General features: G+C 36.2%; 13 protein-coding genes. All 13 read right to left on the bottom strand.

The genetic code is table 11. From position 1 onward, the window contains the following. Positions 1-10: 10 nt before the first annotated feature. Positions 11-2,218, bottom strand: coding sequence for a GumC family protein (locus HHO47_RS01375; RefSeq protein ID WP_169018148.1), 2,208 nt, complete (start codon positions 2,216-2,218; stop codon positions 11-13). Positions 2,219-2,241: 23 nt separating this feature from the next. After that, the gene (locus HHO47_RS01380) at positions 2,242-2,763 is read right to left on the bottom strand and encodes a polysaccharide biosynthesis/export family protein (protein WP_169018265.1); all 522 of its coding nucleotides are present in this window, start codon (positions 2,761-2,763) and stop codon (positions 2,242-2,244) included. Beyond that, on the bottom strand, positions 2,753-3,967 hold the full coding sequence (locus HHO47_RS01385) for an outer membrane beta-barrel protein (RefSeq protein ID WP_169018150.1): 1,215 nt from the start codon (positions 3,965-3,967) through the stop codon (positions 2,753-2,755). Before HHO47_RS01385 ends, HHO47_RS01380 begins: the two co-directional genes overlap by 11 nt. Further along, a complete protein-coding gene (locus tag HHO47_RS01390; protein ID WP_169018151.1) occupies positions 3,957-5,360 on the bottom strand; it encodes an undecaprenyl-phosphate glucose phosphotransferase in 1,404 nt (467 codons plus the stop codon). The genes HHO47_RS01385 and HHO47_RS01390 overlap by 11 nt, the downstream gene beginning before the upstream one ends. 211 nt (positions 5,361-5,571) lie before the next feature. Further along, positions 5,572-7,773, bottom strand: a complete 2,202-nt coding sequence (locus tag HHO47_RS01395; protein ID WP_169018153.1) for a choice-of-anchor A family protein — start codon at positions 7,771-7,773, stop codon at positions 5,572-5,574. A gap of 378 nt (positions 7,774-8,151) precedes the next feature. Then, positions 8,152-9,144, bottom strand: a complete 993-nt coding sequence (locus tag HHO47_RS01400) for an acyltransferase family protein (protein WP_282435188.1) — start codon at positions 9,142-9,144, stop codon at positions 8,152-8,154. Positions 9,145-9,146: 2 nt separating this feature from the next. Continuing rightward, positions 9,147-9,890, bottom strand: coding sequence for a WecB/TagA/CpsF family glycosyltransferase (locus HHO47_RS01405; RefSeq protein ID WP_169018157.1), 744 nt, complete (start codon positions 9,888-9,890; stop codon positions 9,147-9,149). A gap of 14 nt (positions 9,891-9,904) precedes the next feature. Further along, positions 9,905-11,098 (bottom strand): aspartate-semialdehyde dehydrogenase, encoded by a 1,194-nt coding sequence (locus tag HHO47_RS01410; protein WP_169018159.1) that lies wholly within the window; start codon positions 11,096-11,098, stop codon positions 9,905-9,907. Beyond that, positions 11,098-12,177 (bottom strand): glycosyltransferase, encoded by a 1,080-nt coding sequence (locus HHO47_RS01415; protein WP_169018161.1) that lies wholly within the window; start codon positions 12,175-12,177, stop codon positions 11,098-11,100. Before HHO47_RS01415 ends, HHO47_RS01410 begins: the two co-directional genes overlap by 1 nt. Before the next feature lies 1 nt (position 12,178). After that, positions 12,179-13,510 (bottom strand): phenylacetate--CoA ligase family protein, encoded by a 1,332-nt coding sequence (locus HHO47_RS01420; RefSeq protein ID WP_169018163.1) that lies wholly within the window; start codon positions 13,508-13,510, stop codon positions 12,179-12,181. 89 nt (positions 13,511-13,599) lie between these two features. Then, positions 13,600-14,805 (bottom strand): VpsF family polysaccharide biosynthesis protein, encoded by a 1,206-nt coding sequence (locus HHO47_RS01425; protein ID WP_169018165.1) that lies wholly within the window; start codon positions 14,803-14,805, stop codon positions 13,600-13,602. Continuing rightward, positions 14,795-16,210 carry a lipopolysaccharide biosynthesis protein gene (locus HHO47_RS01430; protein ID WP_169018167.1) on the bottom strand — a complete coding sequence of 472 codons (1,416 nt, stop codon included), beginning with the start codon at positions 16,208-16,210 and terminating at the stop codon, positions 14,795-14,797. Before HHO47_RS01430 ends, HHO47_RS01425 begins: the two co-directional genes overlap by 11 nt. Beyond that, positions 16,203-17,381, bottom strand: coding sequence for a VpsD family glycosyltransferase (locus HHO47_RS01435; protein ID WP_169018169.1), 1,179 nt, complete (start codon positions 17,379-17,381; stop codon positions 16,203-16,205). The genes HHO47_RS01430 and HHO47_RS01435 overlap by 8 nt, the downstream gene beginning before the upstream one ends. Between the last annotated feature and the right edge of the window lie 38 nt (positions 17,382-17,419).

Genomic DNA, 17,419 nt, shown 5'->3' on the forward strand with positions numbered 1-17,419 from the left:
ACTAACTTAGTTACGCTTGTGGTTTTTCAGGCTGCTGCGAGTAACCGTAATAATCATAGTAACCATAGCTGTGTTCATCATTAGATTTACTCATATCGACCTTATTAAGTACCACACCAGCAATATGCGCTTTCACCTCAAATAAACGCTCTAGGCCGGCTGTGATTGGCTTAGTACGGGTTATGTCGGATTTTACAACATAAACAACCGAGTCAACACTTTGCGCTATTACCAGTGCATCACTTACTGCTTGAGTAGGTGGCGTATCAATAATAATGTGATCATACTGCGCTTTTAATTCCGTGAGTAACTCAGAAAAGCGTGGATGTGATAAAAGCTCAAGTGGATTAGACGGTATTTGGCCGCTAGGCATAATTGTTACACCCGATTGAATATCAATGTGTACACAGTCAGCTAATTGATCTGTGCCAATCATTAAATTACTTAAACCAGGGTGAAATACGGGGATATCGAATCGTTTAGCCAGCGTTGGCTTACGTAGATCAGCATCAATCAGTAATACGTTACCCATTTGTGCCAACGACATAGCTAAATTAGCAGACGTAGTCGTTTTACCTTCCCCTGGTGAAGTAGAAGTCACCGCAATTATTTGATGGGCACGATCAAGGTGAGTTAGTAACAAACTCGTTCGAAAAGTACGTACCGATTCTGCAAATCGGCGGTAGGTGTCCTCTAAATAAGCATGAATTGGAAAATAGCTCTTTTTTGAAACTTTAACATGTGGCAATAAACCTAGCATACGCTGAGCAAGTTTATTTTCTACATCATTTTTGTTTTTAATTGTATCGTTTAAGGCATCAAAAATAAAAGCCATTACTACTGCAAAACCAAAGCTGGCGACAAATGCTAAAATAACAATCAATTTTTTGTTCGGTTTACTTGGGTTTCGTGGTGGAAAAGCACGGTCAGTAAAACGAGCTGCGGCAGAGCTAAAGTCACTGGTTACTTCGGTTTCTTTAGAGCGGGATAAAAAAGTATTAAAAATATTACGATTTGTTTCAACTTCACGCTTTAACTGGTTATATTGTGTTTCTTTACGGGTAATATCTTGATATTCAGCACGAATTTTAGCTAAGTCGCCCTCTAGTGCATTCACTGTTCGCGTTGTTCTATTAAGCTCTTTTTCAATACCAGTAATTAAGCCTTTTATTTGCTTATTGAGGTTAGTTTTAACTGTAGCTAGCTCTGCCTGAGCTGAAATCATTTTAGGGTGCTTAGGACCATAAACTTCAGCTAGCTCACTGACTTTTCGCTCAACCAATACAACTTCGCGTTTAACATCTTGTACTACGCGATGCGAGGTGATTTCAGGCATACTGCCAAGTAGCTCTATATTATCGTTGCCATATTCGTTAATAACGCGGTTAATGCTTTCAAGGTTGTTTTGAGTCGCGCGTGCATCTACTAACTGCTTAGAGGTTTGCTCAAGCTCTTGAGTAACTAGCCCAGCAATACCTTCTATATCAACAAGTTTTTGTTCTTCTCGATAGACTTGTAAGCGTACTTCAGAGCTATCAAGTTGTATGCGTAATTCCGATAAACGCGTATTTAACCAGCTTGACGCCTGCTGGGTAATGCCCATTTTAGCGCGCATTTGGCTTTCTATGTATACTTCACCTACCGTATTGGCCACTAAAGCTGATAGCTTAGGGTCGCTCGACTCAAAACTTACGCGTACTAATTGCGTTTTCATTATTGGAGAAACACTCAAACGCGATTTAAATGCAGCAAGTAAACCTAACATTTCGTGCCCTGCTTGCTCTTCCGCCGAAAGCGCTGAGCTCTCTTTTTTATTTAAAAAGGGTAAAAATTGCTTAACCATGCCTTTTAGCTCGCCAGTTAGAGAGGGCTTAGCAACAAAGTCTGTATGCTCTTTTAAATTAAGTTTAGTAATTACTTCACGAGCAATACTATTTGACTTAATGACTTCAAACTGGGTTAAGTAATACTCTTTTTTAGTCGAGTCTAAGCCATAAATTTCGTCAAAACTCACTGCTTTAGTTTGCTCAGACTCAATCAATAAAGTTGCTGTGGCTACATACTTAGGTATCAACGTTAAAGTAACCATTATAGTTAGTAATGTAACCACACTAGCAAAACCTAAAATTTTCCATTTACTTTGCTTAATAACATTAAGGTAAGCAGCTAAATCAATAACTTCCTCGTTGTTGCTAGGCTTTTCAGATAGTGTATTCATTTTTTATTACTGCCTTAAACTGCTTAAAACAAACGCTGTTCTATTTTTATGGTGTCACCCGCTGCAATTTGGCTGTTTAAACTACCTTTTTGTTGCTGCTGTTTGGTTTGCTCTTTAAAAATGTATATTTTATCAACCGAGGCACGCTCAGTTAATCCACCGGCCAATGCAATAGCTTGATTTACCGTCATAGCTGGCTGGTAAGGATAACCACCTGGTTTTTTTACCTCGCCATGAATATAAAATGGTCGGTATTCAATTACTTGTGCGTACACATTCGGATCCACTAGGTAATCTGGCTGGAGTCCTTCACTTATTATTTGTTCTACTTGCGCTATATTTAAGCCAACAAGTCTAACCTTCCCTAAAAATGGGTAGTTAATATCACCGCTATTACCTAGCAGTGAGATTACATCTAAATCAGGTTGGCCAAAAACTTTAATTTCTATTTTGTCACCTGCGCCTAAAATGTAGTCTTTCGAATTGTTCGCAAAACTCCCAAAGCTTAGTAATAATATTAAGCCAATTAAAATTTTAACTTTCATCATTTCTCTTTAATGCAAATGTAAAATTAAGGCCTACAATTACACGATCAAATTCAATATTATCTTGGGTTGAATTACGGTCTATAAAATCAACATAACCAGTTATCATGCCAAAGTTATTAGCCAAGTAGTTTAAGCCTAAACGCGCATTTTTAACTTTGTCTTTTCGATTAAAATCACCTGAATACTGTTGGTCTACATAATTAGCACTTATTACTGAGCTTAAGTATTCGCTCCAATCATGCTGCCACGTTGCACCGTAGACACTTTCGCGAATGTAATCACCTTGTAATAGTGGGTCTTTAGCGGCACGACTAGTAACTAGCTGTAACGATGAATAAGTAAGTGGCTTCCAAACTGCTGCGGCTTCCCAGCTTAAACCACTAAAGTTATCGCGTACGTTCGACTCAAAATCTTTATTTTGGTAACCCACTTTAAATGAGCCAGTGGTAATGGCTGTTGCTTCCCACTCCATACCTAATAATACTTTGACGTCGTCTGAATCACGAGAAATACCGTTCGAGTCAATTACATCGTAGCGGTAGTTTTCTTGCTTTACTTCTAAGAAAGCACGAGTACCAGCTTGGGTATTATAATAACCAATAATACCTAACATCGGTTTGTCGTAATCGCGGTATTGTGATATGCCCGTAAAGTTTTGATAGTTTTTGTTATAATAGCCCGCAGTTACAGCAACCTGTGCTTTAGAGCTGTGTGCGCCGTATTCATAACGCGCTGTTAAGTTTTGTTGTTGGTAATGAACTAATTCATTAATAACACTGCCTTGACCTTCAGTTAAACCAGCACCACGTGGTTCATACAACCAATCCGCGTCGCCGCTTACATCTAAACGGTGTTGGCTAGTAAATTCTTTGTGGATACTAGCACCCATATTAACTTGGGTAAAATTATCGGTAGTATCTTTATTATGAAACGATGTGCTTGATGCAACATCAAACTTATAACTATCAGGGCCGTCTTCAATAAGTGCTTCTAAACTCGGGGCTATATTCCATATTAAACGCGACTGAGTTGCAGACGGAGTCATAAAAAAGTTATCGTTGCTACTAACGCCTAGCTGTAGTGTAGGTGTTACCTCAGCGCCATCTTTGGTCATTACACTGCCTGACTGTAATTCCACTGCCAATGCTGGTGCGGATAACCCTAACGCTACAAGTAAAGTGATGATTGTATTAGTATGCATTTTTACTTTTAAATCCCTTAAAAATTGTCATAAAGATTATTTTCACATCAAACCATAAAGACCAATGTTTAATGTAATGTAAGTCGTATTCAACTCGCTTAGCCATTTTATCAAGTGTATCGGTTTCGCCGCGCCAACCGTTAATTTGTGCCCACCCCGTAATACCCGGTTTGGTTTTATGTCTAAACATGTAAAATTCTACTTTTTTTCTGTATTCTTCGTTGTGGGCAACCGCATGGGGTCTTGGGCCAACAATTGACATATCACCTTTTAAAACATTTATAAATTGCGGCAGTTCATCAAGGCTAGTACGGCGTAAAAAACCACCTAAAGGAGTAATTCGGGCATCGTTTTTTGTTGCTTGAGTCACCACATAGCTGTTTTCGGTAACTGTCATCGAGCGAAACTTCCACACTTTTATTTTTCGACCATCTAAGCCATAACGGTCTTGCTTGAATATGATAGGACCTTTAGACGTCAGCTTTATTGCAACTGCAATCGCTAGTAATACGGGAGTCATTAAAGCAACTACAATAGTTGAAACTACTATATCTTCTGTACGTTTTATAAATTCGTGCACGCCAATACAAGGCGCTTCAAACACACTTAACGTATCTACATCACCCACATGTTCAATACGAGCATGTATTAAGTTCGACAGTAAAAAATCAGGCACTATGTGTACGTCTACTGTGGTATCACCTAACTGTAATAATATGTCCGCGATACGCTTTTGTGCTTTCATAGGGAGCGCAATATAGAGTATATCTATTTCACCATTGCGTGCTGCGTCTACCGCGCTTTGTATCCGCCCCTCTACACCTTGCTGCTCTAGTTGTTGGAACAGACGTTCTGGATTTCTATCGTCGTAAAAGCCTTTAAAGTTAAACCCTAGCTCATCGTGTTTAACAATTTCAGCATGTAAATATGAGGCAGATTCAGTAGCGCCGATGATGGCTACATTACGTTGCGATAGACCCAGTTTACGACGATTACGTTTATACAAATACACACCCAAGCGCCAAATGTATAAATACGCAACACTAAGTAACAACCAAATAGCTATTCCCACGCGAGAAAGCGAGTCGCTAAACTTAAATAAAAAAGAAACAACCAGTAAAAACGCAAAGGCAATCAGTACGCTACCCCATGCACAGAGTAGCATTGTTCTAAATTTACCTGCACGCCAAGAACGATAGGTTGAAAATAGCTCAGCACTGTACAAATAACTAAGTGCTACGGTCAATCCAGAGGCAGCATAAATAGAGGTAAGTTTAAAACTGTAAAGTAAGGCTGCACACTGAAAAGCTAAAAACAACGCAAATATATCAAATAATCGGTAAAAATTGGCATCAGAGGAACCTGAGAGTTTAAAAGTCCTTGGAGATGTCATTTTGCTTAATTCCTTTTAGCTGATCCAATATGGGTAGAACCCGAAAAATTCAAAGAGCGCATAAAGCATCAGCTGTTTTGTTCAATTATTGATCTAGACAAAAGCACCACAAATTAGCGGTCAATAATTAATTGTCAATCATTTTAAACAACCACTAATAATATAAAGCCAATTAAAACTCAATTGGCTTTATATTTGCTAAAAGTACTTTTTATTTAAGCGTACTAGAGCGATAGGTGTTATTATTTAACCAGCTTGGTAACTCTACCGTTGGCACTGTTCCATCTTGGTTAATATTGGTTTGGTGGTAAGAGTGTTGGTTCCAAATACGAGTTGCATTTTTCCAAGGCTTGCTGTTATCAGCAGCACCATACACTGTTACACCATTGTTAATACTGTAACGGCTATCGTAATTGTTAGATACAGTGATCAGCTCTGCATTATCATCACCTTCTAGGTCAACCACAATTGGGTATTCCCAAAGCGTTCCTGATGAGTTAGCAACAGTCGATAATACCTCACCATTAAGGCCATTTAACACTCTAACTTTGTAGTGATCTTGTACAATAACTTCATCAATACCATCGCCGTTAAAGTCATAGCCACTAACACCTATTTTACCGCTCCATTCATCATCATTAGCTACAGACCAAACTAAATCGCCATATTTGTTATACATATCAACAGCGGTGTAGCCTGCGTAAACAATACCTAAATCATCAGTTCCTAGGAATGTAGATATAGCCTGTACACCACCGCCTAAATTAGCAGGGTTGGTTACTTGCCACTTAACATTACCATTGTGCTCAAGTACAGTAAACACACTGTCTTCTTGTTTGTTAGTTGGATTACTAATAACAATTTCAGGAGAAACATCATCATCTAAGTTAATAATTGAGCTAAACCACATAGCTCCTGGCTCACCATATTGCCATAATTGTGCACCATAAGAATCGTACAAGCCACCACCCGCGAGTACTTCTTGAGTGCCGTTATTATCAGCATCAAAAGTTGTTGAAGCGGCAGACCAATTAGTAGTGTAAAGCAAACCGGTTTCGTAACTTAATACATTATTACCTGTTACTATTTCTACTATTCCATCGTTATTAATATCACTTAATGTAACAGCGCCTAAAGGTTTACCCGATTTTGCGAGCTCCTTCTTGACTTGTCCTAAGTTGTTAACAACTTGAACTACTGGTGATGTATAGTCGTTTAAAACAATTTCGACAATACCATCGCCATCTAAATCAGCAGCTGCAATTGAATTACGTGAGTCACTAAAGACCCCACCGTTTTCATAATTCCATAACTCTGACCCATCGATACCACTTAATGCTCTCACTAAACCAGGTTTAGCAAAACCATTACCACGAAAAGAAGTAATAATCACATCAGAAACATCGTTATTATCGATCACCCCGTCACCATTATCGTCATTCAGTTGAGCAACAACGGGAGTTGAGATAACTTGATTGTACTCTGGCATAAAATCACTTGAATCCCAGCTCCACTTTTGTTGCATTGTAAATGGCGCTATTGGTTGAGCGCTTGATGGTAAATCGCCTTTAAACTCACCACCTAACAACGCCATTGAACCATAGAAACTTTGACCAATAACAGGCATTTTAGCCGTACCATATAAACCTGTAATGTCGGCATATGGCGCTAAAATTACACCTTTCCAATGGTTACCTGAAATATTTAACTTTTCAGCATTTGCAAAGTTAAATACCGTTTTACTTGAATGATGGCGTAAGTATGCAAAGCTTTTGCTTCTAACAACGACTTCGTCATTACCGGTAATATTAAAAATCACAGTTGCACCACTCGGTATACCCCATACTTTAAAAGTACGTGCTTTGGCAAATTGGCGCGCATCTACATTAAATACCTGTGTTGATGAGGTGTGATCGCCTTCTAGGTATAGCCCCCCCCACCAATGTTTAGCTGTACCGGTCGCATCAAGCTGGTTTAACTCAGCGCTTAAATCTTTATAGCTTTGTTCTTGCTCATCAAAGTTAAATGGCATGGTCGATTCATCTTGATTAGACAGGATTTTAGAACCCCGTTCCATGCCCCAACGAACCCCCCAATGAATATCAGTACCACCACCAGCGATCATGCTACCCACATATTGACGACCATATTTAAATTCGATGCTTGATTCACTAATTAAATAGAACTCATCTCGGTTAGAAGGGCGTAAAAAACCGACTTTATAACCTTTTATATCAATTTTACCTGCAGCTATTGCACCTTTTGCTGCCCCAAAATTTGATTTGAAATCTTCAAAAACAAATGCAGAAAAATTATTAGCAACACCTAAGTCTGCCGCTAATGTTGTTGAGCTAGCTAAAGTCAGTGCAATCAGCGCACTTAACTTCTTATATTTTAATAATGAGTTAGTCATTTTTTCCCTCAAGAACGAAAAGTATATTAATGGCACTAAACTACTGTCATTTGTTTAATGAAGACAACAGCCCATCAAATCGATAAAGCGTATTATATATACAAATAAAACCAAATGAAACAAAAAACACTACAAAAGTACCAGAATGATAACGCAGATAAAGATTCGAAATTTAAAATCAATAGGTTATGTGAATATGGAACATAAAAAATACGAATAAAAAGAACAAGTGACCAGATAATGTTAACAGGATATTACCAATTGTGGTGATGGGTGCTTTTGTCTATACATTTGAATTATGCCCATTATGAGCAGTCGCGCACAGTAGCCCTATGGATAAAAGTTATTTTTGATCTCAAGTTTTTATCTTATTAATATTCATAAGCCAATAACTCTTGGCGTCTTCTTTTTTAAGAGTTCAAAAACTAAAAACAAAAAATAAATTGCAATGACAGTATTAAAATAGGGGAGTAAGTCAAATAAAAGCGAACCACTAGATACGATTTTCAGTTCTATTTTATGTAAAAATCTAAAAATAATTAAATGAAGCGGAAATATAACTATTGATGAAACTGCTAATAGTTGAAATATTGCTCTAGACTTTATACTTTTACTAATCAAAAATACTATGAAGATCCCCAAACAAGCAATTACTGGATATAGTAGAGGAAAAACACCAAACTGCAGCTCTCTCATATCAACATTTCCATTCAATAACGCTAAATAACAAAATATTAGAACAGAAAAAAACAATAACAAATAAGTTTTAGTCTTATTATTTAATAAGGGATTACTGAAAAAATCCACCTTTTTGATTAAAGCCCCTAACTGGTAGAAAAAAAGCCCAATAACTGCAGAGTCTATTGACCAAAATAATCGGTCCGAAATTAAATCTCTATTTAGCAGCATTATTACAAGCATAACTGAAGAGAGCATAGTACTGTGTATCGTCTTTAATGAAGAAAAAAATATAGCTTGTGCTAATGAAATAACGATTAAACAAGGAAAGAACCAAAGAACCCCATTGATATGAAAGCTATCGGCCTGAGATGTAATTAAACGACTCAAAGGATCAAACCACTTCATATTACTTGCTTGACCATCACCAAAAAAATGTAATGGTAACCAAAATAAATAGGAAACGAGAAAAAAGAAAATAAAAGGCAGTACTAACCTTTGGCTTAATTTAATTAATGCTTGTTTAGTGGTATCTGCAGTGGATGCTAAAAAGCCAGACAAAAAGAAGAATAAAGGCATATGAAATGAGTATATCAAGGTATATATATCCTCATTTAACCAAGCAGCATGACCAAGTACAACTAGTGCAATTCCTATTGCCTTCATGTTATCAATATAGTTTATACGCGTCATAATTAAAAAAACTTATCTCGTATTAAAAGGTATGCAAACTTAGTGTTTGTAACTAAGTAACGCTTCCACATTCTGCCTGGTTCTTGAATTACCCTATATAGCCACTCTAAACCTGCTTTTTGCATCCACTGCGGTGCACGCTTTACTTTACCTGCTACAACATCGAACGTACCGCCAACCCCCATTACAAAGTCAACACCAAGCTTGTCTTGCCATTTATTAATAAAATTTTCTTTTTTAGGCGAGGTAATAGCTACAAATAGTAACTTAGCGCCCGATTCGCGTATTTTAGTGACCACGGCTTCTTCATCCTGCCCCTCTTTATTTCCAAAGAAATAACCATCATGATAACCAGCTATATTTAAATTAGGATTTTGTGCTTTAACTTTATCTACAGTCTTGCTTACAACTTCTTCGGTGGCACCCAATAAAAAAACAGGAAAGTCTCGCTTGGCACTCATGGCTAACAATTCATGAAAAAGGTCAACTCCTGCTACACGCTCCGGCACATCGTGTCCTAAAAAACGTGCACCGAACACTACACCCATACCATCGATATTAATTACCTCACACGCTTTAACCGACTCAGCTAAAGCAGGATCTTTTTGCATATTAACTATTTTGGCTACATTAACCACAACATGCTGTAAAAAGTGCTTTTGCTCAATTCTATTTTCAATAAAAGACACCGTCTCTTGCATAGTGGCAATATCCATTGGTGCTTTTAAAAATTCAATGCGTTTCATTGTTGAGTCCGTTTTTAAAGTTGTTCAATAACTGCACTTTTGGGGCTATTCATTTTTTGTCGATTAAAATAAGCAAACGAATAATATACCCATGCTTGTGTCCAACGCACATAGTCAACCTTATTGGTAAAGTACTTATTTTTTTGATAAATAAAGCGCTGCTTTTTAGGCATATATAGGGTTTGAATAGCGCGGTTTATTACTTTTTCGGCCATCGCAAAGTCACCTGGCGTTTTACCTACTTTTAATAATGTAAAAACAGCTTGCGATACACTGTGCATATCGAGTGGGTAGCGATTATTATTGTAATATTTTGCAGTGCCATCTTGCTCAAACAAATGCGTTTTATAATAAGTAAGTCCTTTTGCAATTGCCGATTCAAACTCATCAATTTGCAATTCATCACTCAGTAAGCGCAATGCCTCTAGGTTATAACCGGTATGAAAGCCATCAATAAACTGATGATGGTGGCGAGCACCATATACCCAAGAGCCATCAGCCCCCTGCTCACTTACCGACTGCCTTGCAGCATTTAAAGCAAGCAGTTTGTAATGCTGGTTGTTAGTCAACACGGCAACCTTTGCAACCCATGCAGCGCCCCAAAGGCTAGCATTATGTACAAAGGCAGTTTCCCCTGGTATATAGCCAAAAAACTGTCTGCCATCACATTCTTTGTATAATGTTTTAACAATAAAATGAGCGCTATCAATTGCAGGCTCTGAGTATTTTTTATCATTGGTGATTTCACTTAACGCATATAAAGCCTGTGCTACATAGATAGTGGTAATTACGTTCGGCTTGCCTTTGGGCACAAAAAAAGCGCGTGCATTCCAGTCAAAGTGATAACCCCAGCAACTATGTTGCCAAATAGATTTATCACTTTGCTGAGTCAGTAACCAATCAGCTAGCTTTATTGCTTCATCTAAATACATTTTCTCATTGGTTGTTTTATAGTCTTCTAATAAACCTAATATAAATAAACCAATGCCCTTAGGATTGCGCTTTTTTGGCACTGCACATATTGGCCGCAAGTTAATTGCTAAACGTTTGTGAAGTTGTATCCAAACAAGCCCGACAACACCCCGCTTGAATCGAGGAAATAATTCAAACAGTTTACTGTTCAGTCCATCAAATGGGTCTTGGCCTGAGTAACTCGCATTTTTTGCCTTATTTAATAATAGCTTTTTGCAATAGTTACTATCTAACATTACTTAATTGCTCCCAGCTCTTTATAAATATTCTGTATTTGAGGAATAATAACTGTAGGACTGAAATTATTTAAAAATTTTTCTTTCGCAGAGAGTTCCATTTGTTTAGCTTCTAAAGGCTTTTCAATTAACTTTTCCATTGCAGATTTTAGCGCCTCAACATCACCTGGCTTAATAAGCAAACCATCTACATTATGTGTTATAGCATCTGGGATACCGCCAGCTGTAGTTGCGATAACAGGTATATTACATGACATAGCTTCTAGCACTCCCATCGGAAAACCTTCGTTATAGCTTGGTAACACATATGCATCAGCCAACTTTAAAATATTAATCTTTTTGTCCCCAGCAACCCAGCCAAGTAATTCAACGCATTCATCGAGTCCTAACTCATTAACCATTGCCTGATATTTTTTAATATCGCCATCACCACCAAGCAACAATCTAGCTTTTGGGTGTGCTTTAACAACACCTTTAAAAGCATTTATTAAATCAGATACACCTTTACGTTCACCTAATCGTCCCAAAAATATAAAATTAAAGTTATTAGTTTTTTCTTTTTCTATTTCTAATTTAGGAACGGCATTATAAACCACAACTCCTTTTTTAGGATCGTCGAGTATCGTGTTAAGCCAACTCAGCCATTGAGTAGATAAAACAATAACCTTATCTACAGAGTTAAAGGTTGCCCTTACTTGCGCTTGTTTAAGTTCATTGCATTCATTTTTATAAAACTCTCTAAATTCAGATCCATGTAAATGTAAAACCACTTTTGTCTTAAAATACTTAATCAGCTTTATCAATTTCGATTTTCTCGTATAGCTCCCCCTAGAAGCCATATGTATGTGTACTAAGCCAACGTCATAAATCATTAATTTAGTAACTAACTTAATAATACAAAGTAAATAATTGAACAGCTGGCCTAGTATACCAAAACCAGTATTGGTTGAATGACTTACTAAAATATCAGTATTTGTGTTATAAAAAAAACCTTCACTCTCGTAAACATTTAATACTGTTGCAATGCCGCCTTGTCCGTTTTTATCTGTAGCAATTGTTAGATTTATTGATTTCTTCACATTAAAACTCTCTTATAGCCTGCTTTATTTTGCCGTTTTTAGTCCTTGAAATTGCATCAACTTTTTTTATATTCACCTTAATAGACTCACCTAACCTTTCTTTTGTGTTCAAAATTAATTTATATTTTTGGTCTTTATTAAATAACGACTCATCAACGACAACCAAAATAACAATACTTAGATCTTTTTTCTGTACAAACTGGGTCCCCAATAAACCTTCAACTCCTTTAGGGATATGATTTAGTATATGCACTTTCTGTCCATCTTCAGCAACTAGGTAATCTCCTGTTCTTCCTTCTATAGAATCAACAATTGGAAATACTCGACCACAGGGGCAATTTTTTTCGTCTGACAATATAACGTGATCGCCTGTTTTATAACGTATTAATGGATAAAGGGAATTATTAAAATTAGTCCCAACAATCTCAGCTCTATCACGACCATCTTCTGTTTTTCCAGCGGGCAATAATTCTACATGAGCGTAGTCTGTTAATATGTGATATCGCCCATGCTCACAACTTGCAATTGCAGCTACACGTTCAAATAAACCATACCAATCAAAAACAGTACATTTAAAACGTGTCTCAATTAGGTGTTTATCTTCCTTTTTTAGTGATTCAGATGAAGTAACAACTGACTTTATTTCACCTGGGTAATATTCATTATTAATTTCTAAATACTTAGCTAACGTCGCTATAGAAGAGGGGTAAGCTTGAATAACTTGTACACCAAAATTAACCATTGCATTTATATATGACTGTAAGTTTGTAGGTGCCATATGAAAAGATGAAAGCATAATCATATTTTCAAAATAGGAATAACGCCAAAATGGCGCCTGTTTTTGTTCGAGCGGTACAATCATATCACCCCTGATCCAGGCTCGCTTATCACCCTCTTTAAATCCAGCCCATGCTAAATCTCTATTAATAAAAGCGTGCTCAGCTATGACCGATTGGAAATTTTGTGGAATAACTAAAGGCGCGCCAGTTGTACCACTCGTTGCACCTTTAATTACCGCACCTTTTTTGGGTGATAAAAATTTATTCTTATTGCTATTCACTTCCAATTTATCAATAAAAGGGAACGTTTTTAAATCAAGGTCATAACTTTTATAATATTCAACAGTATTACGTGCTTGTTTAATAGTTTTATTCAATGCTTTATCATGATATTTACTTAAAAGCTCAGAGTCATACTCATGAGCAATTAATTCTTGAGTATACTGTTCACATTTATTGTTTTCTCTTAGCTTTTTTCTTACTAATGAACGCGTACTCAAAAAAATATTTTGAATTAAAACTGGGCTTTTTTTATAAATTTTACTTGTAAACATTATAGTAATCCTTTAAAAGACAAATATTGGAAAACACACTTATTCACAGGACCAACTTAAATGAGCACTTAACCTAAAACTTACTGAAATCATCTTGCATTCCTTCTAGATTCAACTAAGTACATTGCGCTAATTAAAAAGAGTAAGGCTGGAGTTTTAGTCGTCAAAGCATTATTTGTTAATGATACTAAAATAAAAACAACCAGAGCGACTCTGGATGAATTTCTATTTCTACCCAATGCAATTTTAAGTGGTAATTTATAGCAACTTAAAAACAATAAAGCTGTACATATGATACCAAAACTAACAATCCAGCCTATTATATAATTCTCAATTACATCTATTTGAATATAAAAAGCGATATTGTTCAATAAAGAGTGTGAGGCTCCAAAAAACCATTCACTTGGGCTTAATTGTTCAAGAATTAAAAAAACATCAAATCGGGCTTGAGCACTGCCATCAATATGCAGTTTACTTAGTATGCGTGTACCGAGGGGAGTCAAAGTTATTACTAATACTGTGAAAATGGACGCAAAAAAAGCCAACGCTTGTATTACCGCAAAGCGCACTTTTGACACGCGAACCCCTGCTGCTATAAATTCAGGTACCTTAGGTGCGACTAAAATAAATACACCGAGTATGAATATGCCTGTTGCAGCTCGTCCACCAAAAGCGAACAGCGCTAACGTAACCATAGTAAAGTAAATTAAATAGGGGATTCGTGTATAACTCATTAATATCGGCGCCAGCGCTGCCGTAATTAATGCATTATTAAGAGGATGAGTTAACAGTGCTGTTGATCTAAAGTGAGTAAACTTTGAAAATTCTACGGACATTAATGTACTAACAGATATAAACTCTAAAATGGCTATAATTGAATTTATGAATAATAAGTATGCAAGCAACGTTAATAGTTTATTTTTATGAGTGATACTCAACTGACTCAATAAATATAGAGCTAAAAGCGGGGCTACCATTGTATCGACCAAGTAAGCCATCCCCGACGTACCAAATCTAATTAAGCCGTAAAATATAACAAATACAATACACAATAAACTTATTAGCCATGATGCTCTAAGCTCTCTTAGGCTGGTTAAAGGTACATCAATACCTCTTCTAAGCGTAAAAATGGCAACTGTTAACATTAAAATATAAGTGGAGATGTGAATTTTTACTAAAGGGCTCCCCCCTTCGGATACGTATTTAACACCTAAGTTTTCTAGTAAATATCCGCCAAAAATAAAAGCAAACAAAAACGTAAACACCATTACTTTATATATATTTTCACTTTTCATTTATTACCCATGCTTTACATTTTTTATAATTCAGTAAGGCAAGCACGCATGAAAAGATGCTCACGCCAATAAGTACATCAATAATAATATTAACTATGGGTATATCTATTGTCACAAAGTTATAAACACGTAACTCAGGCAGGAATATAGCCATACTCAAAGTTGAAATGAAAATTTTATATATCTGTAACGGCACCGCGTATTTATATCCTTTTTTTAACGATAACCATAGGCTCATAACTAAGGCGATAATATTAGCAATTAAAAAAGCACTCGCCGCACCTATCAAACCAAAAGGAGGAACCAAAGTGACTAATAATAAAAGGTTTAATATTAATGAAAAAACACTTATTTTTGGCAGATATTTAGTGTTTAAAGAGAACTGTAAACCGTGATCTATATAATGCGCCTTCAAATTTAAAACAAACACCCCTGCGCATAGAATATAAATAACAGTAGAACCTTGTGATAAATATTCTTCACTAAGCAATAAGTGCGTTATCGGCTCGGCTAAAATGCAAAATCCAACTAAAGCAGGCATTGCAATTAAACACAATAAAGTTAAATATTCACCATGGGCTTTGTACAAAGCAGCTTTATCGTTTATTTTTTTTGTCAATTCAGGATAACTTGGCAAGGCTACAACCATAAAAATAAGTGCGCCAATCCCTAATAAAATGTTTGATATAGCGGCGTAAATACCTGTTTGTGCTAAATCTAATTTATCTGCAATAAAATAACGATCTAAACGGCTTGATATTACTGCAACTAAACCACTGGCCATAAGTGGTAAGCCATAGGAAAAAATAGCCTGAGCATCTGCAGTTTTAAGTTTATTAATACTAATTTTAAACGGTTTAAATACAACTAAACCTGCAGCTATGTAGCTTAAAGCAAGGGCTGATAACGCAGAAAGGATATTAGGAGAATAAACTAGCAAGCTGCCTGTAATTCCTATAGCCAAAATGGATTGAGTAAGTACGGCAATTCTATATTGGTTTAAACGCTCCATTATACGGGCTAATTCAAGATAGAATTGATAGAGGGCTTTAGTTAAAAAAACTAAAAATGTAGTTAAAAACGTAGATAAGGTTAATAAACCTGTTAAATATAACCCCAAGCTAACTAATGCTAAAGCTGGCAATGTGCAGCAAAAAATAATTGAGCTGGCAATCGCTGCAAAATTATCATGTTCGTCTGCTTTTTTACTAGGAAGTAAACGCAGCATGCTAGAGTTAATCCACTGCGCAGCTACCGCTCTTACAACTTCAACCGTTAATAGCATTAATGCCAACATTCCGTATTCTGCTGTAGTTAATAACTTGGTATGAATACTAATTAATGCAAAAACACTAATTGCAGAAAAAATTTGCACTGGAGCATATTTAAGTAGTGCATTAAACATTATTGTTATCGCTCAATCTTAAAACAAGCTCATTATAAATGGCCTTATATTGTTTAATTATCTGTGAAGTATTAAATAACTCTTTTAACTTTTTCACAGATAATTCTCTATCGAACTTATTTATACATGTGGTAATTTCATCAGTGGTTGTTGACTCTGTTAAATAAAGAATGCCTATTGATTGAAAAAACTCTTTTTTCTCAGCAAGTATACCGACTTCTGTACAGACTAAAGGAAGCCCCGTGGCTAAAATTTCAAGCGGGACCAAGCCAAAGGTTTCTTCTTTTGAAGTGAAAATGCCACAATTAGCATTGTTATAAAGCTCAATTAATTCGTATTTGTTTTTTCTGCCTAAAAAGGAAACTGACTTTTCTAGTTGTAACGTTTCAATTTTACGCTCTAGTTGTTGTGCATATTCTTTATTCGACTTCCCTCCTACTATATCTAAACGGCATACAATACCGTTTTGATTAAGCATATGTATGATGTCTATAGATTGCTCAATATTCTTTTTAGGGTTAATCAAGGCACACGTTATAAACTTGATTTCATGGGGAGGGTGCTCAATTAGTTGATTTTTTTTAACGCTATTAAAAAAGCTGTCATCTATCGGGTTATAAATTATGTTTGATTTAATATTACTTTTAGCAAGTGCTTGTTTTAAAATATCACCAACAACAAACTTTTTATCTCCTAGATGCCGGGTAAACTTGGGAATTATTTTTTCATATAAAAAGTTATTAAAAAATCCAAAGTTATGTCGCCCGATTTTTTTATAACTATGAACAGTAACAACCGACTTCCCTCTAAAACCACTGCCGATTAGTGCACTCCAAAAATGGGTATGTACTAAATCAGGGTTTAAGATTTTTAATAATTTACGCACATGCCAATTTTGCCAAATAATGCCGGGGATTTTAAATTTAGTTTGCTTACTCGATGTAGGCAGCCAAATAAAATCAACATTATCCGATAAAGGAATAACTCGCCCTGTAAAAGGGATTTTACTTTGTGGATCTAGCCCGATAATGGTAAACCTAAAGTTAGCATCATCATGGTCAGCCAAATATTCTGCAAACATTTGGCACACACTATCTACGCCACCACAATTGTTACTGCCCCAGTCATAGGTAGAAAGGGGCATAATTAAAGCGATATGTTTTTTAGGCATTATTGATATTCTTATTAATACACATTCAAAACTCTTTA

This window comes from Pseudoalteromonas arctica (assembly GCF_012927645.1).
Taxonomy (GTDB): domain Bacteria; phylum Pseudomonadota; class Gammaproteobacteria; order Enterobacterales; family Alteromonadaceae; genus Pseudoalteromonas; species Pseudoalteromonas arctica_A.